Source organism: Streptomyces sp. NPDC047971 (genome assembly GCF_040653355.1).
Lineage (GTDB): Bacteria > Actinomycetota > Actinomycetes > Streptomycetales > Streptomycetaceae > Streptomyces.
In genome coordinates this window covers 1-25,373 of sequence record NZ_JBEZNW010000043.1, presented here as the reverse complement: position 1 = coordinate 25,373, position 25,373 = coordinate 1, and the positions used below count along the sequence as shown (strand labels likewise).

The 25,373-nt window shown below is 72.3% G+C and carries 22 protein-coding genes; 8 read left to right on the top strand and 14 right to left on the bottom strand.

Annotation, left to right across the window (positions count from 1 at the left end; all coding sequences use genetic code 11):
* The first annotated feature begins 31 nt into the window (after nucleotides 1-31).
* Together AB0D99_RS29855 and AB0D99_RS29850 are read left to right on the top strand one after the other, a co-directional pair.
* Nucleotides 32-511 carry a DUF2000 domain-containing protein gene (locus AB0D99_RS29855; protein ID WP_362369087.1) on the top strand — a complete coding sequence of 160 codons (480 nt, stop codon included), beginning with the start codon at nucleotides 32-34 and terminating at the stop codon, nucleotides 509-511.
* 206 nt (nucleotides 512-717) lie between these two features.
* Nucleotides 718-2,976 (top strand): LamG domain-containing protein, encoded by a 2,259-nt coding sequence (locus tag AB0D99_RS29850; protein ID WP_362369084.1) that lies wholly within the window; start codon nucleotides 718-720, stop codon nucleotides 2,974-2,976.
* Nucleotides 2,977-3,146: 170 nt separating this feature from the next.
* On the opposite strand, the gene AB0D99_RS29845 is transcribed toward AB0D99_RS29850, so the two are convergent.
* From AB0D99_RS29845 to AB0D99_RS29810, 8 genes are all read right to left on the bottom strand, one after another.
* Entirely contained in the window at nucleotides 3,147-3,965 is an 819-nt protein-coding gene (locus AB0D99_RS29845) for an RNA methyltransferase (protein WP_260230355.1), read from the bottom strand.
* Between the two features lie 65 nt (nucleotides 3,966-4,030).
* Entirely contained in the window at nucleotides 4,031-5,266 is a 1,236-nt protein-coding gene (cobA, locus tag AB0D99_RS29840; protein WP_362369080.1) for a uroporphyrinogen-III C-methyltransferase, read from the bottom strand.
* Between the two features lie 372 nt (nucleotides 5,267-5,638).
* Nucleotides 5,639-9,079: a nicotinate-nucleotide--dimethylbenzimidazole phosphoribosyltransferase gene (gene cobT / locus AB0D99_RS29835; RefSeq protein ID WP_362369077.1), complete on the bottom strand. Its 3,441-nt coding sequence runs from the start codon at nucleotides 9,077-9,079 to the stop codon at nucleotides 5,639-5,641.
* 330 nt (nucleotides 9,080-9,409) lie between these two features.
* Entirely contained in the window at nucleotides 9,410-10,660 is a 1,251-nt protein-coding gene (cbiE, locus tag AB0D99_RS29830; RefSeq protein ID WP_362369074.1) for a precorrin-6y C5,15-methyltransferase (decarboxylating) subunit CbiE, read from the bottom strand.
* Between the two features lie 71 nt (nucleotides 10,661-10,731).
* Nucleotides 10,732-11,367 carry a GNAT family N-acetyltransferase gene (locus AB0D99_RS29825; protein ID WP_362369072.1) on the bottom strand — a complete coding sequence of 212 codons (636 nt, stop codon included), beginning with the start codon at nucleotides 11,365-11,367 and terminating at the stop codon, nucleotides 10,732-10,734.
* A 177-nt stretch (nucleotides 11,368-11,544) separates the two neighbouring features.
* On the bottom strand, nucleotides 11,545-12,405 hold the full coding sequence (locus AB0D99_RS29820) for a MetQ/NlpA family ABC transporter substrate-binding protein (RefSeq protein ID WP_362369069.1): 861 nt from the start codon (nucleotides 12,403-12,405) through the stop codon (nucleotides 11,545-11,547).
* A gap of 91 nt (nucleotides 12,406-12,496) precedes the next feature.
* Nucleotides 12,497-13,165 (bottom strand): methionine ABC transporter permease, encoded by a 669-nt coding sequence (locus AB0D99_RS29815; protein WP_362369066.1) that lies wholly within the window; start codon nucleotides 13,163-13,165, stop codon nucleotides 12,497-12,499.
* Nucleotides 13,162-14,268: an ATP-binding cassette domain-containing protein gene (locus tag AB0D99_RS29810; protein ID WP_362369063.1), complete on the bottom strand. Its 1,107-nt coding sequence runs from the start codon at nucleotides 14,266-14,268 to the stop codon at nucleotides 13,162-13,164. The genes AB0D99_RS29815 and AB0D99_RS29810 overlap by 4 nt, the downstream gene beginning before the upstream one ends.
* Before the next feature lie 580 nt (nucleotides 14,269-14,848).
* On the opposite strand from AB0D99_RS29810, the gene AB0D99_RS29805 reads away from it, so the two are divergent.
* Nucleotides 14,849-15,211 (top strand): hypothetical protein, encoded by a 363-nt coding sequence (locus AB0D99_RS29805; RefSeq protein WP_362369060.1) that lies wholly within the window; start codon nucleotides 14,849-14,851, stop codon nucleotides 15,209-15,211.
* 1 nt (nucleotide 15,212) lies between these two features.
* Complete coding sequence (locus AB0D99_RS29800; protein WP_362369057.1) at nucleotides 15,213-15,623, top strand: hypothetical protein; 411 nt, start codon at nucleotides 15,213-15,215, stop codon at nucleotides 15,621-15,623.
* Nucleotides 15,624-15,651: 28 nt separating this feature from the next.
* Here AB0D99_RS29800 and AB0D99_RS29795 read toward each other — a convergent pair whose 3' ends face one another.
* From AB0D99_RS29795 to AB0D99_RS29785, 3 genes are all read right to left on the bottom strand, one after another.
* On the bottom strand, nucleotides 15,652-16,134 hold the full coding sequence (locus AB0D99_RS29795) for a GNAT family N-acetyltransferase (RefSeq protein WP_362369054.1): 483 nt from the start codon (nucleotides 16,132-16,134) through the stop codon (nucleotides 15,652-15,654).
* Between the two features lie 38 nt (nucleotides 16,135-16,172).
* The gene (locus AB0D99_RS29790) at nucleotides 16,173-16,685 is read right to left on the bottom strand and encodes a sigma-70 family RNA polymerase sigma factor (RefSeq protein ID WP_362369051.1); all 513 of its coding nucleotides are present in this window, start codon (nucleotides 16,683-16,685) and stop codon (nucleotides 16,173-16,175) included.
* An 88-nt stretch (nucleotides 16,686-16,773) separates the two neighbouring features.
* The gene (locus AB0D99_RS29785) at nucleotides 16,774-17,934 is read right to left on the bottom strand and encodes a glycerophosphodiester phosphodiesterase (RefSeq protein WP_362369048.1); all 1,161 of its coding nucleotides are present in this window, start codon (nucleotides 17,932-17,934) and stop codon (nucleotides 16,774-16,776) included.
* Nucleotides 17,935-18,165: 231 nt separating this feature from the next.
* Between AB0D99_RS29785 and AB0D99_RS29780 the strand changes: the two genes are divergently transcribed.
* Nucleotides 18,166-18,837, top strand: coding sequence for a lysophospholipid acyltransferase family protein (locus AB0D99_RS29780; protein ID WP_362369045.1), 672 nt, complete (start codon nucleotides 18,166-18,168; stop codon nucleotides 18,835-18,837).
* Between the two features lie 74 nt (nucleotides 18,838-18,911).
* On the opposite strand, the gene AB0D99_RS29775 is transcribed toward AB0D99_RS29780, so the two are convergent.
* Complete coding sequence (locus AB0D99_RS29775) at nucleotides 18,912-20,456, bottom strand: MFS transporter (RefSeq protein ID WP_362369042.1); 1,545 nt, start codon at nucleotides 20,454-20,456, stop codon at nucleotides 18,912-18,914.
* The gene (locus AB0D99_RS29770; RefSeq protein ID WP_362369039.1) at nucleotides 20,453-21,004 is read right to left on the bottom strand and encodes a helix-turn-helix domain-containing protein; all 552 of its coding nucleotides are present in this window, start codon (nucleotides 21,002-21,004) and stop codon (nucleotides 20,453-20,455) included. The genes AB0D99_RS29775 and AB0D99_RS29770 overlap by 4 nt, the downstream gene beginning before the upstream one ends.
* An 85-nt stretch (nucleotides 21,005-21,089) precedes the next feature.
* On the opposite strand from AB0D99_RS29770, the gene AB0D99_RS29765 reads away from it, so the two are divergent.
* Nucleotides 21,090-21,599: an HAD domain-containing protein gene (locus AB0D99_RS29765; protein ID WP_362369036.1), complete on the top strand. Its 510-nt coding sequence runs from the start codon at nucleotides 21,090-21,092 to the stop codon at nucleotides 21,597-21,599.
* A 14-nt stretch (nucleotides 21,600-21,613) separates the two neighbouring features.
* Here the strand turns inward: AB0D99_RS29765 and argH are convergent, their stop codons facing one another.
* The gene (argH, locus tag AB0D99_RS29760; protein WP_362369033.1) at nucleotides 21,614-23,041 is read right to left on the bottom strand and encodes an argininosuccinate lyase; all 1,428 of its coding nucleotides are present in this window, start codon (nucleotides 23,039-23,041) and stop codon (nucleotides 21,614-21,616) included.
* A gap of 239 nt (nucleotides 23,042-23,280) precedes the next feature.
* Between argH and AB0D99_RS29755 the strand changes: the two genes are divergently transcribed.
* Together AB0D99_RS29755 and AB0D99_RS29750 are read left to right on the top strand one after the other, a co-directional pair.
* Nucleotides 23,281-24,642: a hypothetical protein gene (locus tag AB0D99_RS29755; protein ID WP_362369030.1), complete on the top strand. Its 1,362-nt coding sequence runs from the start codon at nucleotides 23,281-23,283 to the stop codon at nucleotides 24,640-24,642.
* Between the two features lie 71 nt (nucleotides 24,643-24,713).
* On the top strand, nucleotides 24,714-25,310 hold the full coding sequence (locus AB0D99_RS29750; protein ID WP_362369027.1) for a pyridoxamine 5'-phosphate oxidase family protein: 597 nt from the start codon (nucleotides 24,714-24,716) through the stop codon (nucleotides 25,308-25,310).
* Nucleotides 25,311-25,373: the final 63 nt, after the last annotated feature.

Below are 25,373 nucleotides of genomic sequence, written 5' to 3'. Positions count from 1 at the left end.
GGCGCACGGGCGCATCCCGCAGTCTCGACGTATGAGAGCGAACGACGAGAACGGAACGCCGGCCGAGGCCGGGAACGGCGCGGCGGACGGGAGCGCCCCGGTGCGCTTCGACACGAAGATCGCCGTCCTGCTGCGCGCGGACCTGGAGCCCTGGCAGCGGCTGAACGTCACGGCCTTCCTGGTCAGCGGCCTCGGGACGGCGGCGCCCGAGGTGATCGGAGAGCCGTACGAGGACGCCGACGGCACCCCGTACCTGCCGATGTTCCGTCAGCCGGTGCTCGTGTTCGAAGGGACCAAGGAGGTGCTCGCCGCCGCCCACGGACGGGCGCTGTCCCGCGGGCTGCCGGCGGCGGTGTTCACCTCGGACCTCTTCGCCACGGGTAACGACCGGGACAACCGGGCGGCGGTCCGGTCCGTGTGCCGGGACGCGCTGGATCTGGTGGGGATGGCCGTGTACGGGCCCCGCAACGCGGTGGACAAGGTCCTCAAGGGCGCCCGGATGCACCCCTGAGCCGCCGGGCCCGGGCCGCCGCCCAGGGACGACGCCGTGCCCTCGATGGGAAGGCCGGCGCCGCGTCGTCGACGTGCTCGCGCGGCGCGGAACCCTGGAGTGATCGTCCTCATCGCGCGTGTGACACAGTCCTGGAGCTGTCCTGGGAATGTCATGGCCCGGGACGGGGGGAATGCGGACACCCCTACGTCCGCATGTGAGCTTCAATGACTGGATTCGCAGCCCGATGGCTGCACGCATGGGCGCCCGCTCTGGCTGCCGCCCTTCTCCTCGGGGGCCAGGCGGCGCCCGCCGCGGCCGTCACCACCACGCCCGGCGACGCGGCGGCGACGGCCTACACCCGCGACTCGGTGCGCGCGGCGACCTGGAACATGTGCGGGGAGGCCGGCGGGACGTACGCCGCGGAGGCCGGGTACTGCCCCTGGCGGAACGGCGACAGGACCGACACCGGACTCGACAAGCCGGATGGAACGCCTGTCTGGGACTACGACGGCCCCCGCACCAAGATGGAGGGAGTCGTCAAGCTCATCGAGGAGCGCGGGCTCAACGCCGTGATGCTTCAGGAGGTCTGCGCCGGTACGACGCCTGGCGACCCCTACGGAACGAGCCATCTCGACGAGCTGGCGAAGCTGCTCGACGGAAAGGGATGGAGCTTCGTGTCGGCGGGTGTGACGCGGCCCGACGACAGCGAGGGGCCGGAGCCCGAGCGTTCGAACGTCGAGCTGATCGACTCGGAGGGGTCGACCTGTCGCGGTGAGGCCCTGACCGGCACGCTGAGCGTCGCCATCGCCGTCAAGGGGGAGATCACCTGGAAGACGGAGACCGACTTCCACACCCCCGTCGGCACGGGCCTGTCCATGAGCAGCGGGACCGTGCTCTGTGCCGAGGTGGCGGGCTGGGAGAGCCACGTGTGCACCACACACGTCTCCAACTTCGACGCCGACACGGAGAAGAAGAAGGAGCTGCCGCACTGGGAGGTCCCGATCTCGCAGGCGACGGCCGACGCCTACTACCAGAAGCAGCTCGACATCATCGTCGACACGGTGAAGTCCTTCCCGTCCGTGGTCCTGGGCGGTGACTTCAACACGAGGAACCAGGACAAGCTCCAGCCGCTCTACAGTCTGATGGCGGAGTGCGATCAGAGGGCGTACCTGCCCGGCGACGCGGTCAACGAGGTCACCAAGCTCAACCGGACCAACGCGAGCCTCCGGAGCGACGGCGGATACCTCTCGTACGACGAGACGGCGACCAAGATCGACTACCTCTTCTCGACCGGCGGCTTCACCGGCTGTGATTCGAAGACCGAGTTCGGCGACAGCACGGACTACCGTGTCACCCACCCCGCCCAGTCGACCTGCCAGTCCGTCGATGACCAGTGCCGTCCGGACCCGAACGCCTACTCCGACCACACTCCGCTCTACGGCTACACCCAGGGCGGTCCGGCTCTCTCGTGGAAGCTCGACGGCGGCGCCGACGCGACCACCGGGGGCTCGGCCGGGCTCACCGGAACGAGCGGCGACGGTACGAGCGACTGGCGGACGGCCGAGCACGGCGGCGCGCTGTACATGGACGGCCGCGTGGACGAGGCCATCGCCGCCGGTGGTCCCGCGATCGACACCACCCACAGCTTCACCGTCTCGGCCTGGGCCAGGCTCGACGCCGACGCCGGCACCTCCGCCGTCCTCTCCCAGGACGGCAGCCGGGTGAGCGGCGTGATCCTCTGGTACAACGCGGGCGACAACTCCTGGCGGTTCGGCCTGCCGAGGGCGGACGCCGACGGATGGAACGTCGACCAGGCCGTGGCCCCGGGCGCCGTCAAGGGGCAGTGGACCAGACTCACGGGCGTCTACGACGCCGCCACCGGCAAGGTGAGCCTCTTCGTCGACGGTACGAAGAGGGCCGAGACCACGCACACGGCCAGGTGGCGCGCCGACGGCCCCTTCGTCGTCGGCCGTGACCTGGTCAGCGGCGTGCGCAACGCCGGATTCAAGGGCCACATCCAGCGGACGGAGGCCTTCGGGTACGCCTTCCGGGACGACCAGGTCGCCTCCTACGCGGGCACCATGGCGCCTCCCACCGGCAAGGGCGTCGCGATGGAGGGCGCGCCGGGAGAGCTCTCTCAGGGGTGCCACAAGAAGCCCGACGAGTTCGGCAACGAGTTCGGCACCGCCACCAGCCTCACGCCGACGCTCACCGCGACGGTTCGGCACCCGGACCCGTCCAAGGACGTGTGGGCCGAGTTCTCCCTCTGGGACAACACGGACTCGACCCAGATCCTGACCCTGGGCACCCCCGGATCGAGGAGTGCCACGACGGTCAAGGGCCAGGGCACCGTCTCCCTCACCGTGCCGACGCTCACTCCCGGCCACAGCTACGGCTGGCGCGTCCGCACGGCCGACGGGACCACCAACAACACGCCCGTCTCCGCCAACTGCCACTTCAGGGCACCCGCGGCCCTGCCGTAGCGGCCCGCCCCGCGCCCGTGCCCCGGTCGGCGACGATCCGACCGGGGCATGGCCCGCGTCGACGACGATCCGCCGGGGCACGGCCCGCGTCGACGACGATCCGCCGGGGCACGGCCGGTCCCTGCCTCGGGTCCTCGGCCGCGAGCCCGGCGAGATCCGAAAGGGACGGCCTAGTCCTGGGGGCGGCCCGAGGCGACCGCGTAGAAGGCGACGGCTGCCGCCGCGCCCACGTTGAGGGAGTCCACGCCGTGGGCCATCGGGATCCGGACCCATTCGTCGGCGGCCCGGAGCGCCTGCGTGGAGAGGCCGTCCCCCTCGGCGCCGAGCATCAGGGCGGCTCGCTCCAGCTTGTGCGGGGCCGCCACGTCGATCGGGGACGCCTTCTCGTCGGGAGTGAGCGCGAGCAGCTTGAAGCCCGCCTCCCGTACCGCCTCCAGACCGCGCGGCCAGGTGTCCAGGCGGGCGTAGGGGACCGAGAAGACCGCGCCCATGGAGACCTTCACGGACCGGCGGTAGAGCGGGTCCGCGCAGTCCGGGGAGAGCAGGACCGCGTCCATGCCGAGGGCGGCGGCGCTGCGGAAGATGGCGCCGATGTTGGTGTGGTCGTTGACCGACTCCATGACGGCGACCCGACGGGTCGTGCGGAGCAGGTCCTCGGCGCTCGGCAGCGGCTTGCGCTGCATGGAGGCGAGGGCGCCGCGGTGCACGTGGTAGCCGGTGACGCGTTCGGCGAGCTCCGGCTGCACCGCGTACACGGGCGCCGGAACCTCGTCGATGACGTCGCGCATGACGTCGACCCACTTGGCGGACAGCAGCATCGACCGCATCTCGTACCCGGCCTGCCGGGCCCGGCGGATGACCTTCTCGCCCTCGGCGATGAACAGGCCCTCCGCCGGCTCGCGCCGGCGGCGCAGCTCGACGTCGGTCAGCCCGGTGTAGTCGCGCAGGCGCGGGTCGTCGGGATCGTCGATGGTGATGAGTTCGGCCACGAGGTGATACTGCCTTGTCCGGGGTGTGGTGCCAATGTGTGCGGCAGGGGTTCGATTACCCCTGGTTACTTCACGAGCTTGTCGGGACCCTCGCCGACGACCTCTCCGATGACGATGACGGCCGGCGGGCGGACCTCCTGCGCCCTGACCGTCTCCGCGACCGTGGCCAGGGTGGCGTCGACGCGGCGCTGGGCGGCCGTGGTGCCCTCCTGGACCAGGGCGAGCGGGGTCTCGGGGGCCTTGCCGTGGGCGATCAGCGCCTCGGCGATCTTCCCGATCTTGTCGACGCCCATGAGGATCACGAGCGTGCCGGTGAGCTTGGCGAGCGACGCCCAGTCGACCAGCGATCGCGGGTCGTCGGGCGCGACATGGCCGCTGACCACGGTGAACTCGTGCGCCACACCGCGGTGGGTGACGGGGATGCCGGCCGCGCCGGGGACCGAGATCGAGCTGGAGATGCCGGGGACGACGGTGCAGGGGATGCCCTCGGCCGCCAGCGCCTGGGCCTCCTCCATGCCGCGGCCGAAGACGAACGGGTCGCCGCCCTTGAGCCGCACGACGGACTTGCCGGCCTTGGCGTGCTCGATCAGCGCGTTGTTGATGGCCTCCTGGGCCATGAAGCGGCCGTACGGGATCTTCGCCGCGTCGATCACCTCGACGTGCGGGGGCAGTTCGTCGAGCAGGTCACGCGGGCCCAGGCGGTCGGCGATGACCACGTCGGCCTCGGCGAGCAGCCGTCGGCCCCGGACCGTGATCAGGTCGGGGTCGCCGGGGCCGCCGCCGACCAGCGCCACGAAGGGGGTACGGGTGCGATGCTGCGGGGCCGCGATCGTGCCGTCCCGCAGGCCCTCCACGATCGCGTCGCGGACGGCGGCGGAGCGACGCGGGTCGTGGCCGGTGAGGACGGCGACGGTGACGCCGTCGACGCGGCCGGTCGCCGGGGTCCAGGCGGTGGCCGCCGCGGCGTCGTCGGAGCGCACGCACCAGGTCTTGGTGCGCTCGGCCTCGGCGGAGGCGGCGGCGTTGGCGACGGGGTCGCTGGTGGCGACGAGCGCGTACCAGGCGTCGGCGACGTCCCCGTCCTGGTAGCGGCGCCTGACCCAGGTGATCTCGCCCGCCTCGGCCATCGCCTCGACGGAGGGGGTGGCGGACGGGGAGACGAGGGTGATGTCGGCCCCGGCCGCGATCAGAGCGGGGAGCCGGCGCTGGGCGACCTGGCCGCCGCCGAAGACGACGACGCGGCGGCCGGAGAGGCGGAGTCCGACGGGGTAGGCGGGGTGCGCGGCGGCGTGCTCGGCCATGGGTGTGCGGCTCCTCGAAGGGGCGAAGCGTATGCGGGGCCGCTGCGGCGGTGAAGCGGCTGGTGGGGACCGGTGTCCACGATATCGGTGACCGGCGGTGGGCGACCTGTGACGCATGTCCCCCCGGCTGCGGTCGGCTGTTCCACGGGCCGGGTGTCCTGAGGGCGGCGCCCGCATGGCCCCCCTGGCTGCGGGCGATTGTTCCACGGGCCGGGAGGGGTGGGCCGGGCGTGCCGAGGGCGGACGCCCCGGACCGGGCGGTCCGCGCCCGGGCCCGTGAGCACGGCGGAGACCGGGCACGTCACCGGGCCGCGGGGCCGTGTCCCGCCCCGCGCTCGCGGGACGGGACACGGCAGACCGCGGCCCCGGCGGCTACTTCTCCGTCACGCCCGCCGAGTCGAACGTCGCCACCTCGTGCATCGCGCGGGCCGCGCTCTGGACGACCGGGAGGGCCAGGAGCGCGCCGGTGCCCTCGCCGAGGCGGAGGTCCAGGTCGACCAGGGGGCGCAGACCCAGCTTGTTGAGGGCCGCGACGTGACCGGGCTCCGCGCTGCGGTGGCCCGCGATGCAGGCCGCCAGGGACTCGGGCGCGATCGCCCGGGCCAGCAGGGCCGCCGCTCCCGTGGAGACGCCGTCCAGGACGACCGGCGTGCGCAGCGAGGCAGCGCCGAGGATCAGGCCGACGAGGGCCGCGTGCTCCAGGCCGCCGATCGCCGAGAGGACACCGATCGGGTCCGCCGGGTCCGGCTTGTGGAGGTCGAGGGCGCGGCGGACCACGTCCACCTTCCGCGCGTGCATCTCGTCGTTGATACCGGTGCCGCGACCGGTGACCTCGACCGGGTCGACGCCCGTGTACACGGAGATCAGGGCGGCGGACGCGGTCGTGTTCGCGATGCCCATCTCGCCGGTGAGCAGGGCCTTGTTGCCCGCCGCCACCAGGTCCCGCGCGGTCTCGATGCCCACCTCGATCGCGGCGAGCACCTCCTCGCGGGTCATCGCGGCACCGGTCGTGAAGTCGCCCGTCCCTGCGCGGACCTTGCGGGGCAGCAGCCCCGGCGTGGACGGCAGGTCGGAGGCGACGCCGACGTCGATGACGCAGACCTCGGCACCGACCTGGTTCGCGAAGGCGTTGCAGACCGCTCCGCCGCCGAGGAAGTTCGCGACCATCTGGCCGGTCACCTCCTGGGGCCAGGCGGTGACGCCCTGGGCGTGCACGCCGTGGTCGCCTGCGAAGATCGCGACGGCCGCGGGCTCGGGGATCGGCGGCGGGCACATCCGGGAGAGGCCGGAGAGCTGCGCGGAGATGATCTCCAGCATGCCGAGCGCCCCGGCGGGCTTCGTCATGCGCTTCTGCCGCTCCCACGCCTCGCCGAGCGCCTTGGCGTCCAGCGGGCGGATGTTGGCGATGGTCTCCTGGAGCAGGTCGTGCGGCTCCTCGCCGGGCAGCGCGCGACGACCGTACGTCTCCTCGTGGACGACCCAGGACAGCGGGCGCCGCTTGGACCAGCCCGCCTGCATCAGCTCGGGCTCCTCGGGGAACTCGTCGACGTACCCGACGCACAGGTACGCGACGACCTCCAGGTGCTCGGGGAGGCCGAGCGCGCGGACCATCTCGCGCTCGTCGAAGAAGCTGACCCAGCCGACGCCGAGGCCCTCGGCACGGGCGGCGAGCCACAGGTTCTCGACGGCCAGGGCGGAGGAGTACGGGGCCATCTGCGGCTGCGTGTAGCGGCCCAGGGTGTGCCGGCCGCCGCGCGTGGGGTCGGCGGTGACGACGATGTTGACCGGGGTGTCGAGGATGGCCTCGATCTTCAGTTCCTTGAACTGCTTCGCCCGGGCCTTGGGCAGCGACTGCGCGTACGCCTCGCGCTGGCGCTGGGCGAGTTCGTGCATGCTCCGTCGGGTCTCGGCGGAGCGGATGACGACGAAGTCCCAGGGCTGGGAGTGTCCGACGCTGGGCGCCGTGTGGGCTGCCTCCAGGACGCGGAGCAGCACCTCGTGCGGGATCGGGTCGGACCGGAAGCCGTTGCGGATGTCACGGCGCTCGCGCATCACGCGGAGCACCGCCTCGCGCTCGGCCTCGCCGTAGCCGGGTGCCGGGGCGCCGGGCGCCTCGGACTCCTGGGCCTCCTCGACGGAGCCCTCGGTCACCGGCTCCTCTTCCGACGCTTCCGGAGTTTCCGTGGCTTCCGGAGCTGCCGTGGCTTCCGGAGCGTCTTCGGCGACGGGCGCCTCGACGGCCTCCAGGGGCTCCACGACCTCGACGCCTTGCACGGCCTCGGCGGGCTCCGCCGGCTCGACGGGCTCCACGGCTTCGACGCCTTCCGCGACCTCGACGCCTTCCACGGCCTCGGTGGGCTCCGCGGGCTCGGCCTCCGCCTCGGTCTCGCCGCCCTCGGCCCGGACCGGCGGCTGGGGCTGCGCCTGCTCGGCCTCGGCGACGGCCTCCACGACGACGGCCTCGACGACGACTGCCTCGACGAGGGGCTCCCCTTCGAGGGTCTCGTCCGCCACGGGCTGTTCGGCGACGGGGGTCTCGACGACCGGCTCGGCCTCGGGCTCCGGCGCCACCTCGGCGACGGGCTCGGCGGCCGGCTCGACCACGGGCACCGGCTCGGCGGCGGCCTCCGGCGCCGGGTCCGGCTGGACCTCGGCCACGGCCTCGGCCTCCTCTACCGGCGGCGCGGGAACGCCGGCGGTCGGACCGCCGTCACGCGGGGCGGGGACGGCCGCGGGGGCCTCCTCGACCGGCACCTCGGTCGCGACGGCGGCCTCGGCGGGCGTCTCGGCCACGAGCTCGGCCGCGGGCTCCTCGACGACCGGCTCGACGGCCTGCGCCGGCACGGGCTCGGGCCGCGCCTCGGGCAGGGGCTCCGGAACCGGCTCCGCCGCCGCCTCGGCCACCGGCGTCGGCGCCAGGTGCGGGGTGGTCGGGACCGTGCCCTCGACCTGGACGAACTGGCCGACCGTTTCTGCGGGTGCCGCGACGGGCCCCTGCGGCTGCGGGTCCCACGGGACGGCACCCTGCGGCGGGATCTCGCCGAGCTGGGGGGCGACCGGCGCGACCTGCTCCTGCGGGATGTCGAGGTACTCGGGACCGGTCGTCGCCGGGCCCTGCACGGGGGCCGGCATCGGCGCCGGCATGGGCGCCGGGGCGGCGGCCGGCACGGACGCCGGGACACTCATGGGAGCGGGCGCGGCGGCCGGCACACCGGCGGGGCCGCGGTCGGCGAGCGAGCGCACGACTCCCCCGTTGGTCTCGGGCACGGGCGGACCCATGTGCAGCGGCCGACGGGCGGGCGGCGGGGTCGGCGCGGCGGCGGGCGGCGGTACGCGTACCGCGCTGAGGTCCACCGAGCCGGAGTCGCGGCCGGCGGCCTCGTGGGCGCCGGTGTCCAGGATGCCGGGCTCGTAACCGTGGTCGGTGAGGACGGGCTCCTGCACGGCCGCCGGCACTCCGTGCGCGGGGGTGGAGACGGCCTCGTGGACGACCTGCGGAACCGGCGTCTGCGAGGCCAGGGCGTCGGCGATCGGACCAGCCAGCGGATCGGTGAGCGGGTCGCCCAGGTGCTGCGGCTGCCCCGGCATCGTCCCCGGCGCGGGTACGGCGACGGGCGGCGCGGGCACGGCGCCCGGCTGCTGCTCGCTCCAGGCACCCTGCGCGCCCGGCATCAGGAGCAGGTCGTCGTCCTCGGCTGCGTTCTCGGAGGGGTCCAGGAAGGTGTACGCGCCCGGAGCGGGGATGCCCGGCTGCTCGACCATGCCTGCGTTCTCCGGCAGCCCCTCGCCCGGGACCTGGCCGGTGTCCGTCATGCGTACCCCTCGCCCATCGGTTGTGCTCCTTCAGACCTTCACCCGTCAACAAGAACGAGCGTGCGCGCCGTGCGGCACGAATGACGCGCGGACACCCCAGCATTGTCGCGGCCATCGGCCGTCATGACAGGCGGATCCGCCACGGTTTGCTGTGGACTGCGCCACGTCGCGCGCCCCCCGCTTGCTCGGTACCACATCAGCGGCTCAATGGAGCCCCTACTTCCGGACATTGACGAACAAAGTAGTGAAGGTCCGGCTGCGGTACAACAATCCGCCAGCCTACCTGGCCCGGTCGGGTCGCCTGATCACGGGTGGGGGTCCCCGGCGAGGTCAGGGGGAGGCCGACCTGCGCCCGGAGATGAGGAAGACGACGGTGCGGTCGCGTTCCGACCAGTCCGCCGGGTCGAGACCGACGCTCTGCAGCAGGGAGCACTCGACGGTGTAGCCGCCGTCGGCGAGCGCCGCGCCGACGGCCTCCGCCTCGTCGCGGGTGGAGGCGTGCGTGACGATCCGCTCGGGCCTGCGGTCGGCGCAGGCCGTGACGACGGGGACGCCCCCGCCGCCGATCCGTACGACATCGGGTTCGGGGAGCCGCTCCAGTACGTGCGGGGCGCGGCCGCGGACGGCCTGCAGCTGGACGCCGTCGCGGCGGGCGGCGGCCTCGGCGCGGGCGCAGGCGCCGGGGTCGGCGTCCACGGCGATGACGGCCGCGCCGAAGCGGGCCGCCTCGACGGCGAGGGCGCCGCTGCCGCAGCCGATGTCCCAGACGAGGTCGCCGACGCGCGGACCGAGACGCGCGAGTTGGGCGGCGCGCAGCACCGGCGCCTCACCGGTGCCGGAGCCGCCGTACGGGCCGGCGTCCTCGCGGGGGCCGGTACCCGGGCCGGAGCCGCCGCCGGTCTCCTCGGGCCCCAGCGCCCAGCCCCGTACCCTCGGCGTCTCGTGCCCCATCAGCCAGCCCCCGCCCTGACCGCCGGCGGGGCCGCCGATGACGATCACGACGTTCGGGTCGCGCCAGGCGTGGTCGGCGGCCTTGTCGGAGGTGAGGACGGTGACCTGTTCGCGGTCGGTGCCGAGTTCCTCGCAGATGACGAAGGTCCGGTGCACGCCGTCGAGGAGGAGCGCGAGTTCCGCGGGGCCGGCGCCGGGCGAGGTGAGGACGGCGACCTTCGGGTGGGCACGGCAGACGTTCACGGCCCGGCGGAGGGTGCGCTGGTGGGCGACGACGATCCGGGCGTCGTCCCAGGGCATTCCGGCGCGGGCGAACGCGGCGGCGACGGAGGAGACCGCGGGGACGACCTCGACCTCCAAGCCGTGCTCGGGGGCGCGCAGGGTACGGACGACCCCGAAGAAGCCCGGGTCTCCGTCGGCGAGGACGACGGCGGTGCCGCGGTGGCCGGCGATGCGGCGGGCGGCGAGGTCGACGCTGCCGAGGCGGATGCGCTCGGCTCCCGGCGGCACCTCGGGCAGGGCGAGATGGTGCGCCGCGCCCGCCACGAGGGTGGCGGCGGAGAGCGCGGACCGGGCCGCTGCGGTGAGGGGCGAGCCGTCCCAGCCGATCACCGTGACCCGGTCGGCCATCGTCGTCTGTCTCCTGAAGTCTTTGTCGCAGGTCGGGGGGTGTCGAGGGTACCCCGGAGCAGGTGGCCCGCTCAGCTCCAGTCGGTGAACGAGGAGTATCCGGCCTCCGCCATCTGGTCGGCGACGCCGTCGAGGTCCTCGGGGAGCAGGCCCCAGAGGATGAAGTCGGTACGAAGGTCGGCCCACTCCCCGTCCTCGGTGCGGGTACGGGCTATGCAGGCGCCGCGCAGGACGCCCTCGCTGATGCATCCGATCTTCTGGGCGACCTGCTGGGAGGCGGTGTTGTCGGCCGCGGTGCGCAGCTCGATCCGCTCGAAGCCCTGGTCCTTGAAGAGCCACTGGGCGGTGGCGAGCGCGGCCTCGGCCGCGTAACCCTCCCCGCGGGCCCAGGGGGCGACGATGTACGACATCTCGGTGGAGCGCACCCGCCAATCGGTCGTGCCCAGCTGGACGATGCCCACGAGCCGCTGGGTGAGGAACTCGGTCACGGCGAGGTCGAGCCCGCGGCCGGCGGTGCGCTCCGTGGGCGCGTCATCGGTGATCCACCGGTGCGCCGCCGCTTCGGTGAAGGGCTGGGGGACGGCCGTCCAGGCCGCGACCATCTCGTCGTTCATCATCTCGGCGAGCGCCGGGGCGTCGGCCGCTTCGAGTGCGCGCAGCACCAACCGGTCCGTGTTGATGGAGATGTCCGGAAAGGTGGTAGTCATGCGCAGCTCCATGCCGAGGACCGTCCGAATCGACCGTGAACGCACAGCATGCAGTATGAAGCCGCAGGTGTGCATGGCCGGGTCCGATGTGGCGTCAGATGACGCCGGGGTACGACAAAGACCCCGCGCATCGGACGGGATGCGGGGGTCTTCGCCACAAGAACTGTACTGCGGTGCCTACTTGGCGACGGCGCCGAAGGCCGGGACGACCGCGCCGTTCTTGTAGGTGTCCTCGATGTACTTCTTCACCTCGGGCGAGTTGAGGAGCTTGACGAGCTTCTGCACGCGGGCGTCCTTCTCGTTGCCCTCCTTGACGGCGAGGAAGTTGGCGTACGGGTTGCCGTCCGCCTTCTCCAGCGCGATGGCGTCGTCGGCGGGCGAGAGCTTGGCCTCGATGGCGTAGTTGCCGTTGATGACGGCGGCGTCCACGTCGTTCAGGGCGCGGGGCACGGTGGCGGCCTCCAGCTCCTTGAACTCCAGGCCCTTCTTGTCGGTGATGTCGGAGAGCTTGGCGTTGGAGCCGACGCCGTCCTTGAGGGTGATGAGCCCGTTGTCGGCGAGCAGCTTGAGCGCGCGGCCGCCGTTGGTGGTGTCGTTGGGGACGGCGATGGTCTGGCCGGCCTTGATGTCCTTGAGGTCCTTGACCTTCTTGGAGTAGAGGCCGAGAGGCTCCAGGTGGACGTTGACCACCGGGACGATGTGGGTCTTGTTCTTCAGGTTGAAGTCGTCGAGGTACGGCTTGTGCTGGAAGAAGTTGGCGTCGACCTGGCCGGACTCGGTGGCGGTGTTCGGCAGGACGTAGTCCGTGAACTCCTTCACCTCCAGCTTCAGGCCCTCCTTCGCGGCGAGGTTGTCCTTGACGTAGTTCAGGATGTCGGCGTGCGGCGTGGGGGACGCGGCGACGACGAGCGGCTTGTCGGCGGAGCCGGCCGAGTCCTTCGCGGAGGACGGGTCCGACGACGTGCCGCAGGCGGTGAGGCCGAGGGCGAGTGCGGCGGTGGCGGCGATACCGGCGGTGAGCTTGATGTTCTTACGCACGAAGAGTGCCTCTTTCTGGTGGTGCGGTGGACGCCTGGACAACAAGTCCGGGCTCTTCTTCGAAGGACGAAGTCTGTGGTGGCGCCGTGGGTCAGGCGGCGCGTCCCCGGCGGGCGAGGAGGCGTACGGCGAGGTCGCCGATGAGCTGGACGACGGTGACGATCACGATCAGGACGACGACGGTGACCAGCATGAACTGGGTGTCGAAGCGCTGGTATCCGTAGGTGATCGCCTTGGAGCCGAGGCCCTCGCCGCCGACCGCGCCGGCCATGGCGGAGTAGCCCACGAGCACGATGACGGTGGTGGTGATCCCGGAGACCAGCGAGGGCAGCGCCTGCGGCAGCAGCACCTTGCGGATGATCGTGGGCACGGAGCCCCCCATCGACTGGACGGCTTCGACGAGGCCGTGGTCGACCTCGCGGACCGAGGTCTCGACGAGGCGCGCGAAGAAGGGGATGGCGCCGATGGCGAGCGGCACGATCATCGCGGTGGGACCGATGAAGGTGCCCACCACGAAGGTGGTGAAGGGGATCAGGGCGATCAGCAGGATGATGAACGGCAGCGAGCGGCCGATGTTCACGATCGCACCGACGACCTTGTTGACCACGGTGTTCTGGAGCAGGCCGCCCTTGTCCGTGAGGACGAGGAGGATGCCGAGCGGCAGTCCGCCGACGACGGTGACGACCGTGGCCCACAGGACCATGTAGAGGGTGTCGATCGTGCCCTGCTCGAGGAGGGGCTGCATCTCCGACCAGGTCACTGGGCACCTTCCTTGACGAGCACGGCGCTCTGGGCCTGGGCGGGGACCTGGTCCTCGTCGACGACGTCGACCTGGAGGCCCTGTTCACGGAGGAAGCCGACGGGCACGACGTTCTCCTCGTACCGTCCGGGCAGTTCGATCCGCATCCGGCCGATCTGCTTGCCGCCGACGGTGTCCATCGCGGCGCCGAGGATCGAGATGTCGATGTTGTACGTGCGGGAGAGCTGGGAGATCACGGGCTGGGTGGCGGCCTCCCCGTGGAAGGTGACGTCGACGACCGTGCGGTCGGGACCGGTCGCGGCGCCGCTGACGGGGAAGAGCTCGGCCGCCAGCTCGGAGCCGGGGGTGGCGAGCAGTTCGCTCACGGTGCCGGACTCGACGATCCGGCCCTTCTGCATCAGCGCGGCCGAGTCGCAGATCGTCTTGACGACGTCCATCTCGTGCGTGATGAGCAGGACGGTGAGGCCGAGCTGCCGGTTGAGGTCGCGCAGCAGCTGGAGGATGGAGCGGGTGGTCTCGGGGTCGAGGGCACTGGTGGCCTCGTCGGAGAGCAGCACCTTGGGCTTGCCGGCCAGGGCGCGGGCGATGCCGACGCGCTGCTTCTGGCCGCCGGAGAGCTGGCCGGGGTAGGACGCGGCCTTGTCGGCGAGGCCGACGAGGTCGAGGAGTTCCAGGGCGCGGGTGGAGCGTTCGGCTCCGGAGACGCCGAGGATCTCCAGCGGCAGCTCGATGTTGTCCTTGACCGTGCGGGAGGACAGCAGGTTGAAGTGCTGGAAGACCATGCCGATGCTGCTGCGGGCGCGGCGCAGGTCCTTGCCGGCGCGGCGGCCGTTCGCGGCCAGTGCGGTGAGGTCGACTCCGTCGACGGTCACGGTGCCCGAGGTGGGGCGCTCCAGGAGGTTGACGCAGCGGATGAGCGAGGACTTGCCGGCGCCGCTCTGGCCGATCACGCCGAACACCTCGCCCTCGCGGACGTGGAGGTCGACGCCGTCCAGAGCGGTGACCTGGCGGCCTCGCGACTCGTAGACCTTGGTCAGGCCCGTAGTGGTGATCACAGGGGTTTCCGTCACTGTCGAGTGCACGGCGCGGGGTCCGCCGGGCACGGGGCATTCGTCGTTCGGACAGTCAGGCGCGAAAGGGCTGGTCCAGCTGGTGGCCGGAAGGCAGCGCGTGCGCGGGGCGGGCACGGTCCGGCGCCGGAAGGGCGGGCGGATCGGCTCGGCCGTCGGGGTCTCGCTTCGGGGCGCGAGGCTCGGCGGGGGCCCTCAGAAGGCGCACATTCGACACATACAACGAGCACCGGGCGTGCTGATCGCCTCGGTCGCAAGGGTGCGGCTGCTCGTCGTGGTCATGGCTGCAAGTAAAGCACGCACCTGTCAGGCCGAATCGGGGGTGTCCGAATAGCGGACATCATCGAGATGCCATGCGGACACGTCGCCCGGCGGTCGCGCTCCGGCGGCGCTCCCCGCACCCCCGTCCGTGGCCTGCGCGGATGCCTCCGACGGATCGGTCCCGGCGTCACCGGTGCCGGCCTCGGATCGGCCCCGGGTTGTGGCCAAGGCCACGGCTCCGCGCCGGCCCGCCCGGCCCCCGGTCCACCGGGCGGGCCCGCGGCCGCCGACCCCACCGGGCGGGTGGGGGGCGAGCGCATCGGGCCTTTCGGCGCGTAATACCCTCGGGCCCATGCTTGACGCCCTGACGGTCGCGGTCTCGGTGGCCGCGCTCGCCCTCGCCGCCTGGTGCGGCTTCGCCTTCTCCCGTGATCAGCCCACCAAGGACTGGCACTTCATCGGCATGGCCGTGGTGACCTTCCTCGCGCTGGTGCAGCTGATCGTGGGCATCGTGCAGCTCTCGCGCGGTGAGAAGGCGGAGGAGGGCACGACGATCTTCGTCGCCTATCTGCTGGGCTCGCTCTGCGCCGTCCCGGCGGCCGGGTTCATGTCGCTCGCGGAGCGGAGCCGCTGGGGCTCGGCGACGGTGGCGGCCGGGGCGGTCGTGCTCGCGGTGCTCGAGGTGCGTCTCTTCGACATCTGGACGGTGGGCTGAGATGAGTGCGACCGAGGGAGCCGGCGGCCTGGTCACGGGCCCGGGCATGCTGCTGGTCTGGCTGTACGGGGTGATGTCGGTCGGCGCGGTCTCGCGCTCGATCTACCAGATCGCGACCGAGTTCGACCGGGCTCCGCTGGCGTACGCGCTGTCGGCGGTGGCGGCCGTGGTGTACGCCTTCATCACGTACACACTGGTCAGGGGCGGGGAGACGGCCCGCAGGGCGGCGCTGGTGTGCTGCGCCGCCGAGCTGGTGGGCGTACTGACCGTGGGGACCTGGACCCTCGTCGACCCCTCCGCGTTCCCCGACGCCACGGTCTGGTCGGACTACGGGTACGGCTACATCTTCATCCCGGTGCTGCTGCCGGTGACCGGAATCTGGTGGCTCCGCCGCTCCCGGGCGACCGCGTAGGCGGAGGCGGTCGCCCCGTGCGGGGCGCCTAGGCCGCCTTCTCCATGGTGACCAGGGTGAGTCGCGGTCCGATCTCGCGGGTGGCGACCGGCTCGTAGCCCTTGCTGCGGTACAGCCGGAGGTTGCCCTCGCTGCGGTGGCCGGTGAAGAGCTGGAAGCGCTTGGCGCCGGGGACCGGGTCGCCGGCGAAGTGGCTCTCGATGGCGTCGAGCAGTCGGCCGCCGAGGCCGTGGCGACGCATCCGCGGATGGACGATGAGCTTGGAGATCCGCACCGTGCCGGTCTCGTCCACCCGTCCGCGGACGGAGGCGACGACCTCGTCGCCGAGGCGGGCCACGAGGCCGTGGCCCTGGGCCAGTTCGGCCCGCAGGGCGTCCAGGGTCTGGGTGAGCGGCTCGATGGAGTAGTCGCCGTAGAGCTCGGCCTCGCTCTGGTAACAGAGGTACTGCAGCTTGAGTATGTGCTCCGCGTCCTGCGCGTCTGCCGCTGAGATGGTCACGCTCATGCCCATGTGCGCATGCCTCCCGCTCACCTGGTCCACCGGTCGGTCTACCGCACCCTTCCCCTCCGGGTCGATGCGGGAACCTCTGCAGCCAGCATTCTGCGCAGGCATCCCAGGCAACGGGAACGCATCGGCCCCAGACTGCCCTGTGAGATACCCAACTCCCCTGCGATTTCCCGGTAGGTGGGGTCGGCGGGGTCGAGCATCGCGGTGAGCAGGCGGGGGCAGTGACCGGGGGTGCGGCGGACGGCGGCGCGCACGACCCGGCGGCGTTCGGCGACGAGGGCGGAGCTCTCGGGGGAGGCGTGCGGTTCGGCGGCCTCCTCGCCCTCGTAGGGGCGTTCCCGCAGGGCGGCGCGGCGGGCTCGGCGGGCCTCGGCGCGGACGGCTCGGCGGAGCCAGTCGGCGGGGCGCGTGGGGGCGTCGTCCCTTTCGAGGCGCTCCAGGAGCCGCAGCCACACTGCTTGTTCGAGGTCCCCGGCGTCGACGCCGGCGGCCGGGGCCTCGGCCTTGGATTCCGCGGCGAGGAGGGGAGCCAGGGTTCGGAGGAGGTGGGTCATGACCGCCACGATGCGGGTCAGGTGCGGGGCGGTTGCGGGACGGGGCGTAAACCACCCGGTCGGGCGTTCCGACCGGGTGGCGCGGGGCTCAGCCCCTCGTGAGGTCGGCCGCCGCCAGCAGGGCCGTGTCGGGGTTGTCGGAGAAGATGCCGTCGATGCCTGTCGCCAGGTACGTCCGCAGGGCGCCGAAGACGTCTCCGTAGGCGTTCGGGTCCGTGCCGCGGCGGAAGTCGGCGGGCAGGAAGCCGTTCTCGTTGCGCTGGGTGTACGGGTGGAGGATCAGGCCCGCCGCGTGCGCGTCGCGCACCAGGGTCGTCGGGGTGCCGAGCCGGCCGCTCGCGTCGCGCGGGATGACCAGGTCCAGGGTGGGTCCGATGCCCTGGGCGTACGACGCGATCCAGCGCAGCCCCGCGGGCGTCACGAGGTCGGCGACCGTGCGCGGGTCCCCCGCCTGGACGAAGTCCCAGGGGCGGCTGTTCGCGGCTGACAGCAGGACCACGCGCGGGGAGTCCACCAGCCCGGCGAGACGCTGGACGCTGCTCGGCTCGAAGGACTGCAGGAAGACCGCGGCGTCGGCGCGGTGCCGGCCGTACCGGCGCAGCAGCTTGGCGAGGCGCTCCTCCAGACCGAGGCCGAGGGCGCGGAAATGGGTGGGGTGCTTGGTCTCGACGTGGAGCCAGACCTCACGGCCCCGGCGGCGACCCTCCCGGTCGGCCCAGCGGAGCACCTCCTCGAAGGTGGGGATCTGCCAGCGGCCGTCGTAGAGCGTGTTCTCCTGGCGGGTGCCGGGGATGCGCTCCTTGGCGCGCAGCGTCTTGAGCTCGGCGAGGGTGAAGTCCTCGGTGAACCAGCCCGTCAGGGAGACCCCGTCGACGGACTTGGTGGTGCGGCGCGAGGCGAACTCGGGGTGGTCGGCGACATCGGTGGTGCCGGTGATGTCGTTCTCGTGGCGGCAGACCAGGTGGCCGTCCTTGGTGGGGACGAGGTCCTGCTCGATCACATGGGCGCCGAGGTCGAGCGCGAGCTGGTAGGAGCCGAGGGTGTGCTCGGGGCGGTAGCCGCTGGCGCCGCGGTGGGCGATGACGGTGGGGACGGGGAGGGAGCGGAAGCCGTGTCCGTGTCCTCGGCCCCGGCTCTCCGCCGCCTGCGCGGTGCCCGCGGGAAGGACCGTGGAGGCGCCCAGTACGGCCGCGCCCGCCGCCCCGAGGACGGTCCGCCGGCCGGGGCTCCGCTGCTCACCCTGTGTCATGAAGGCTCCTTCGTCGTGTGATGTCCCGCACCTGTCAACGGCTGCTCCGACCGTAGGCAGTCACCCCCTACCTGCGGCAGACCACGGCCGAACATGGCGGAAACACACGTCAACACTGTGTATCCACTCGGTGAACCCGATGTGCGCGGGGGGCCGACCCGCGAGTATCGTCCTCACCTGCACAGTCCCCCACACACACCGACGCCGACCGTCCCGATACCGGAGGAACCGTTGTCCCGTCTCGCACTCATCAAGGCAGTGCTCGGACCGATCCTGCGCATGATGTTCCGCCCCCGTGTGGAGGGCGCCGAGAACATCCCGGGGACGGGGCCGGTGATCCTGGCGGGCAACCACCTGACGTTCATCGACTCGATGATCATGCCGATCTGCACGGACCGCCCGGTCTTCTTCATCGGCAAGGACGAGTACGTGACGGGCAAGGGATTCAAGGGCCGGCTGATGGCCTGGTTCTTCACGAGCGTCGGCATGATCCCGGTCGACCGCGACGGCGGGCGCGGCGGTGTCGCGGCGCTGATGACGGGCCGCCGGGTGCTGGAGGAGGGCAAGATCTTCTCCATCTACCCCGAGGGCACCCGCTCCCCCGACGGCCGGCTGTACCGGGGCCGTACCGGCATCGCGCGACTGACGCTGATGACCGGGGCGCCGGTCGTGCCGTTCGCGATGATCGGCACCGACAAGATCCAGCCGGGCGGGGCGGGGCTGCCCCGGCCGGGCCGGGTGACGGTGCGCTTCGGTGAGCCGATGGAGTTCTCGCGGTACGAGGGCATGGACCGCGACCGCTATGTGCTGCGGGCGGTGACGGACTCGGTGATGGCCGAGGTGATGCGGCTGTCCGGCCAGGAGTACGTGGACATGTACGCCACCAAGGCGAAGGCCGCGTAGCGGTCACGAAGTGAACGATCGGGCCCCGCACGGCAGTCGCCGTGCGGGGCCCGATCGTTGATGACGTCCGCGCGTCAGTGCTCGACGCCGTCCTCCAGCTTCTGGCCCTTCAGGAGGAACCAGGCCGCGACCGCCGTCGCGAGGAGGACCGCCGCGCCGACGCCGGCCGCGATGCGCAGGCCGTCGACGAAGGCCACCTGGGCCGCGGAGACCAGGGCGTTCGCCGTGTCCGGCGCGAGGCCGGCACCGGCCTCGACCGCTCCGCCGAGCGACTCGTGCGCCGCCGCCGCCGCGTCCGAGGGAACGCCGGCCGGGGTGACGAAGCCCTGGTAGACGCCGGTGACGATCGAGCCGAGGAGCGCGATGCCGAGCGCCGCGCCCAGTTCGTACGCGGTCTCGGAGACCGCGGACGCCGAACCCGCCTGCTCCTTGGGCACGCTGGAGAGGATCACGTCGGCGGTGACGGTGAACGAGAACCCGGCGCCGAGGCCGACGACGAGCAGGGCCGCGCCGAGCAGCGGGTAGCCGGTCTCCTTGTGGACCAGGGTGATGACGGCGAGCGCGAGGCCGATCGCGCCGAGACCGCCGGCGACGACGGCGCGTACCGAGAACCGCCGGGCGTAGCGGCCCGCGATCAGACCGGTGACCACCGCGCCGATGGCGGCCGGCAGTTCGGCCAGGCCGGCCTCCAGGGGTTCGCGGCCCTGGACCAGCTGCAGGAACTGGGAGAGGAAGAAGACCAGCCCGGACAGGCCGAAGACGGTGAGCAGGTCGGCGAGGACGGCGCCCGAGAAGCCGCGGTGCTTGAACAGCCGCATGTCGAGCAGCGGCGACGACAGCGTGTGCTGGCGCCGGACGAAGGCGTGGAGGGTGACCGCGCCGATGACGGCGGCCGCCGCGACCTCCCATGTCAGGCCGTGGGAGGCGACTTCCTTGATGGCGTAGACGACTCCGATGACGCCGACGAGCGAGAGCCCGACGCTGATGAGGTCCCAGGGTCCGGCGACCGGGTTCCTGGACTCGGGCAGCAGCTTGACGCCGACGAGGACCAGGACCGCCATGACGGGCAGGTTGATGAGGAAGACCGAGCCCCAGTAGAAGTGCTGGAGCAGCGCTCCGCCGATCACCGGGCCGATGGCGGCGCCGGCCGAGGCGGTGGCGCCCCAGATGCCGATGGCGAGGCTGCGCTCCTTGGGGTCGTGGAAGATGTTCCGGATCAGCGCCAGCGTCGACGGCATCAGCGTCGCACCGGCGACACCGAGGAGGGCGCGGGCGACGATCATCAACTCGGGGCTGGTGGCGTAGGCGTTGAGCACGGAGACGGCGCCGAAGGCCGTCGCACCGATCAGGAGCAGCTTCTTGCGGCCGATCCGGTCACCGAGCGAGCCCATGGAGACGAGCAGACCGGCGATGACGAACGAGTAGATGTCGCCGATCCACAGGAGCTGGGTGCCGGACGGCTTGAGGTCCTCGCTGAGCGAGGGCGTGGCCAGACCCAGTACGGTGGCGTCGACCGCGACCAGCAGGACCGCCAGGACGAGTACGGCGAGCGCGAGCCATCGCCCGGGGCTCTTCGCCTCCGTCCCCTTCGCGAGGCCCAGTTGCTGGGTGGTGCTCATTTCTCCACGCTCCGTCGTGCGCCACCGAGCAGCAGCTCGGTGATCATGTATTGAAAGTCGTTGGGGGCGACCCGGCCGTCGATGACGGACCAGGCGCAGGCCGAGACGAGGCCGTAGAGGGCCTCGGTGAGCCAGGCGGGGCTCAGGTCGATCCGGAAGGCGCCCTCCTCCTGGCCGCGTCTGAAGAGGGCGCTGACACGCGCGTCGAGCCGGGCCCAGCCCTCGTCGACGTCGTCGCCCTCGAAGAGCTGGTTCTCGGTGACGAGGAAGGCCAGCAGCGGCGCGTTGGGCTCGGTCTCCGCGACGAGCCGCATAAGCGCCTCGTCCGCCGGACCGTCGTCGAGGCGCGCGGCGTCGCACGCGGCCTCGAACTCCCGGAGGCCCATCGCCTCCAGCGCCCTGACCAGCGCGTCCCGCCCGGCGAAGTGCCGGTGCAGGGTGGCGCGGCCGATCCCCGCGGCCCGGGCGACCTCGTCCATGGTGGCGGTCGATTTCCGGGAGAGCAGGGCGGCTGCGGTGCGGAGCACCTGGTTGCGGTCGACTGACATGAGACGACCATACACCGAATGAGACGTCGTTGTCTCATTCGATAAATCGACGCCTCACCATGACAGGGAAAGGAATGCTGTGGACATGACGAAGCCGCTGCTGCTGATCGACGTGGACGGACCGCTGAACCCCTATGCGGCGAAGGCCCAGCACCGCCCGGAGGGGTACGACACGCACCGGATGAGCCCCGAGGGCTGGACGGGGCCGAAGCCGCTGCGGGTATGGCTGAACCCCGACCACGGCGCCGAGCTGCTCGCGCTGGCCGGGGCGTACGAGCTGGTGTGGGCGACGACGTGGAAGGGCGAGGCCAATGCCTGGATAGGGCCGCACCTCGGGCTGCCCGGGCTGCCCTTCATCGACTGGCCCCAGATGCACGGAAAGGCCCCTCGCGGGACCTTCTGGAAGACGCAGTACATCCTGGAGTACGCGGCGGGACGGCCGTTCGCCTGGGTCGACGACGACATCACCTCGTACGACCACGCGTACGTGGAGGCGAACCACCTCGCCGCCGCCCTGTTGCTGCACGTCGACCCCCGGATCGGACTGATCCGGCCGGACTTCGACGCGCTCGCGGAGTGGGCGGCGGCGCTGTGAGGAGCGGGTGTCCGCTACTGCTTGGCGGTGGCCCAGGCGTGCTGGACGACCAGGTCCGCCTTGACCTCGACGAGCTGCGCGGCGACGGCGGAGGGGGCCGTACCGCCACGCCCGTCACGGGAGGCCAACGCACCCGGCACGTTGAGGACCGTGCGGACCTCGGGGGTCAGGTGCTCGGAGATCTTGGCGAACTGGTCGTCGGTGAGGCCGTCGAGCTCGACGCCGTCGGCCTCGGCGACCTTCACGCACTCGCCCGCGACCTCGTGCGCCACACGGAACGGCACGCCCTGCTTGACCAGCCACTCGGCGATGTCGGTGGCGAGCGAGAATCCGGCCGGGGCCAGCTCCTCCATGCGCTCCCGGTTGACGGTGAGCGTGGCCATCATGCCGGTGAAGGCGGGAAGCAGGATCTCCAGCTGGTCGCAGGAGTCGAAGACCGGCTCCTTGTCCTCCTGGAGGTCACGGTTGTAGGCGAGCGGCAGGGCCTTCAGGGTCGCCATCAGACCGCTGAGGTTGCCGATGAGGCGGCCCGACTTGCCGCGCGCCAGCTCCGCGATGTCCGGGTTCTTCTTCTGCGGCATGATCGACGAGCCGGTGGAGAAGGCGTCGTGCAGGGTCACGAAGGAGAATTCCTTCGTGTTCCAGATGATGATCTCCTCCGCGATGCGGGAGAGGTTGACCCCGATCATCGCGGTGATGAAGGCGAACTCGGCGACGAAGTCGCGCGAGGCCGTGCCGTCGATCGAGTTGCCCGCCGAGCCGCGCTCGAAGCCGAGGTCCTTGGCGACCGCCTCCGGGTCGAGCCCGAGGGACGAACCGGCCAGGGCTCCGGAGCCGTAGGGGGAGACGGCGGTCCGGGTGTCCCACTGCCGCAGCCGCTCCGCGTCCCGGGAGAGGGACTGGACGTGGGCGAGGACGTGGTGGGCGAAGAGCACCGGCTGGGCGTGCTGGAGGTGGGTCCGGCCCGGCATGGCGACGTCCGGGTGCGCCTCGGCGAGGCCGACGAGGGCGTCCTGGAGGTCGGCGACGAGGCCGCCGATGATCCGGGCGTGGTCGCGCAGGTACATCCGGAAGAGGGTGGCGACCTGGTCGTTGCGGGACCGGCCGGCGCGCAGCTTGCCGCCGAGGTCGGGGCCGAGGCGCTCCAGGAGGCCGCGCTCCAGGGCGGTGTGGACGTCCTCGTCGGCGATCGTGCCGACGAAGGAGCCGTCGGCGACATCGGCTTCGAGCTGGTCGAGGCCGGCGAGCATGCGCGTCAGCTCGTCCTCGGTGAGCAGCCCGGCCTTGTGGAGCACGCGCGCGTGGGCACGGGAACCGGCGATGTCGTACGGCGCGAGACGCCAGTCGAAGTGGACCGACGCGGACAGCTTCGCGAGGGCCTCGGCGGGGCCGTCGGCGAAGCGTCCGCCCCAGAGCCGGACGTCACCGTTGTTGCTGCTCACTGCTGTGCTCCTCAGGGCAAGGGTGAAGATGTGCGACCGCCTTCCCCGCACTGGACGACCGGGGAGGCGGCTGTGGAACGACCAGGGCTTGCGCGAGGTCACGCCGGGCGGCGCTCTTCGCGGAGAGCTCGACGTTGCGATAGGCATAACTATGCAGTCCTCCGTATGTTCTGTCAATCGGCCCCTCGCCCGCCGAAAATCCGGGGACGCCCACCGGAGGCGACGCCTACGCTCCCCCCATGTCGAGCTGGGACGTCGAACAAGTCGTGGGACTCGTGCGAGGGGCGTCGATCGCCGAGGCGATCGACGTCTCCGACGCGTCCGAGTGGACCGAGCTGGACCACGCGGTACGCGACACCGCCCGGCACCGACCCTCGATGCGCCGCGCCCCCGCGTGGGCGTCCGACCACCCCGTGCGCCGGGTCAGCTGGAGGTGGGACGCGCCCCTGCCGTCGGTGCCCCTGTCACGGCGCCGTTCCCACCCTGAGCCGACCGAGACCGAGCTCGCCCTCGCGCTCTGCCACCCCGACGGCCGGATACGGCAGGCCGCGCTGCGGCGGGCGGAGGGAGTGCCCGCCCTGCTGCCCCTGGTCGTGATCCGTTGCGCGGACTGGGTCGAGCCGGTCCGCACCGAGGCACGGAGCATGCTGCGGGCCGCGCTGCCCGGCGTCGGCCCGGAGGCGATCGGGGTTCTGGCCTCGGTCGTCCTGCGGATCTCCGGCCGACAGCGCGGAGCCGCCGCCCTCGACCTGTTGGAGAGCGCCCTGCGCGAGGCGCCCGCGCCCGTGCTCGACGCCGTGCTCGTGAGCGAGGAGCGATCCGTGCGGAGGCTCGCCCACCGGCTCGCGGTCGAACGCGGGCTCTTCTCCCCCGCCCGGCTCGCCCTGATCGCCGCCTCGGACGAGGACGTGGTCATCCAGGACCTCGCCGCGAGCGGCGCCCTCGCGGCCGTCGACGTCACCACCGACGACGACGTGCTGCGGCAGCTGCTGCGGTCCCGGTACCCGCGGGTGCGGTCGGCCGGCGTGACGGCCTTGCGCCGGGCGGAGCGGTACGGGGAGGCCGAGCCCTTCCTCACCGACCGGTCGCCGCTGGTGCGGGCGTGCGCGCGCTACGTACTGCGGCAGGCCGGAGTCGACCCCGTCCCCCTCTACCGGGCGCTGTGCGTGGGCACGGACGTGCCGGCCGGCGCTCCGGTCGGGCTCGCCGAATGCGGTGCGCGGGACGACAGGGACTTGCTGTGGCCGCTGACTCGCCACCCGCACGACGGTGTCCGCGCCCGCGCCGTGGCAGGGCTGCGACTCCTGGAGACGGCGGACGTGGCACGGCTGACGGTGCTGCTCGACGACCCCGCGCCCGGTGTCGTACGGGAGACGGCGACCGCGCTTCTCCCGTGGGTGCGCCGACTGTCCCCGGAGGAGCTGATGGAGCGCCTGGCCCCGGACCGACCCCGGCACGTCCGCGTCGGTGCCTTCCGGCTGCTGGCCGCGCGGGGCGGCGAGGCGTGTGGGGAGGCGGCGCGGCGGCTGAGTGACGACGCGGACGCGAGGCTGCGGGCCAACGCGCGTGCGGTGCTGGGAGGTTGGCGCACGGTCAGGTGAGGGGGCGGCGCGGCGCGCCCGCGCGGTCAGGGGGTGGGACGCCCCGGTGCGTCTGCGGGGAGAATCACGGCATGGGAAAGACGTATGAGCGAATAGACGGACGACTCCGCGCCTTCATCGAGGCCCAGCCGATCTTCTTCACCGCCACCGCGCCGCTCGACGGCGACGGCACCGTCAACCTCTCGCCGAAGGGGCTGACCGGCTCCTTCGCCGTCATCGACGAACTGACCGTCGCCTACCTCGACTTCGCCGGCAGCACCGCCGAGACCGTCGCGCATCTGCGGGAGAACGGTCGCATCACCCTCATGTGGTGCGCCTTCCAGGGGCCGCCGAACATCGTGCGCGTGCACGGCCGGGGCGAGCCCGTCTTCCGGGACGACCCCCGGTGGGAGGGGCTCATGGCGCGTTTCCCGGACATCGACGTGACCAAGCACGGGCTGCGCGCGATCGTGGTGGTCACCGCCGAGCTGGTCCGGGACAGCTGTGGCTACGGGGTGCCGTTCATGGCGTACGACGAGGACCGCGACCTCCACGGGAGGCGGTTCGCGCGCGAGGACGACGCCTCGCTGAGCGCGTACTTCGCGAAGAAGGAGCACATCGCGTCCAGCCTCGACGGGCTGCCGGGGCTTCCCCTGCCCCTGCCGCCGCTCCCCGGCCCGGTCCGCTGAGCCCGAGGGGACGGGCGGGGTGCGGACCGACGGTCGTCGGTGCGCCGCCCGCCCCCGCCCCCG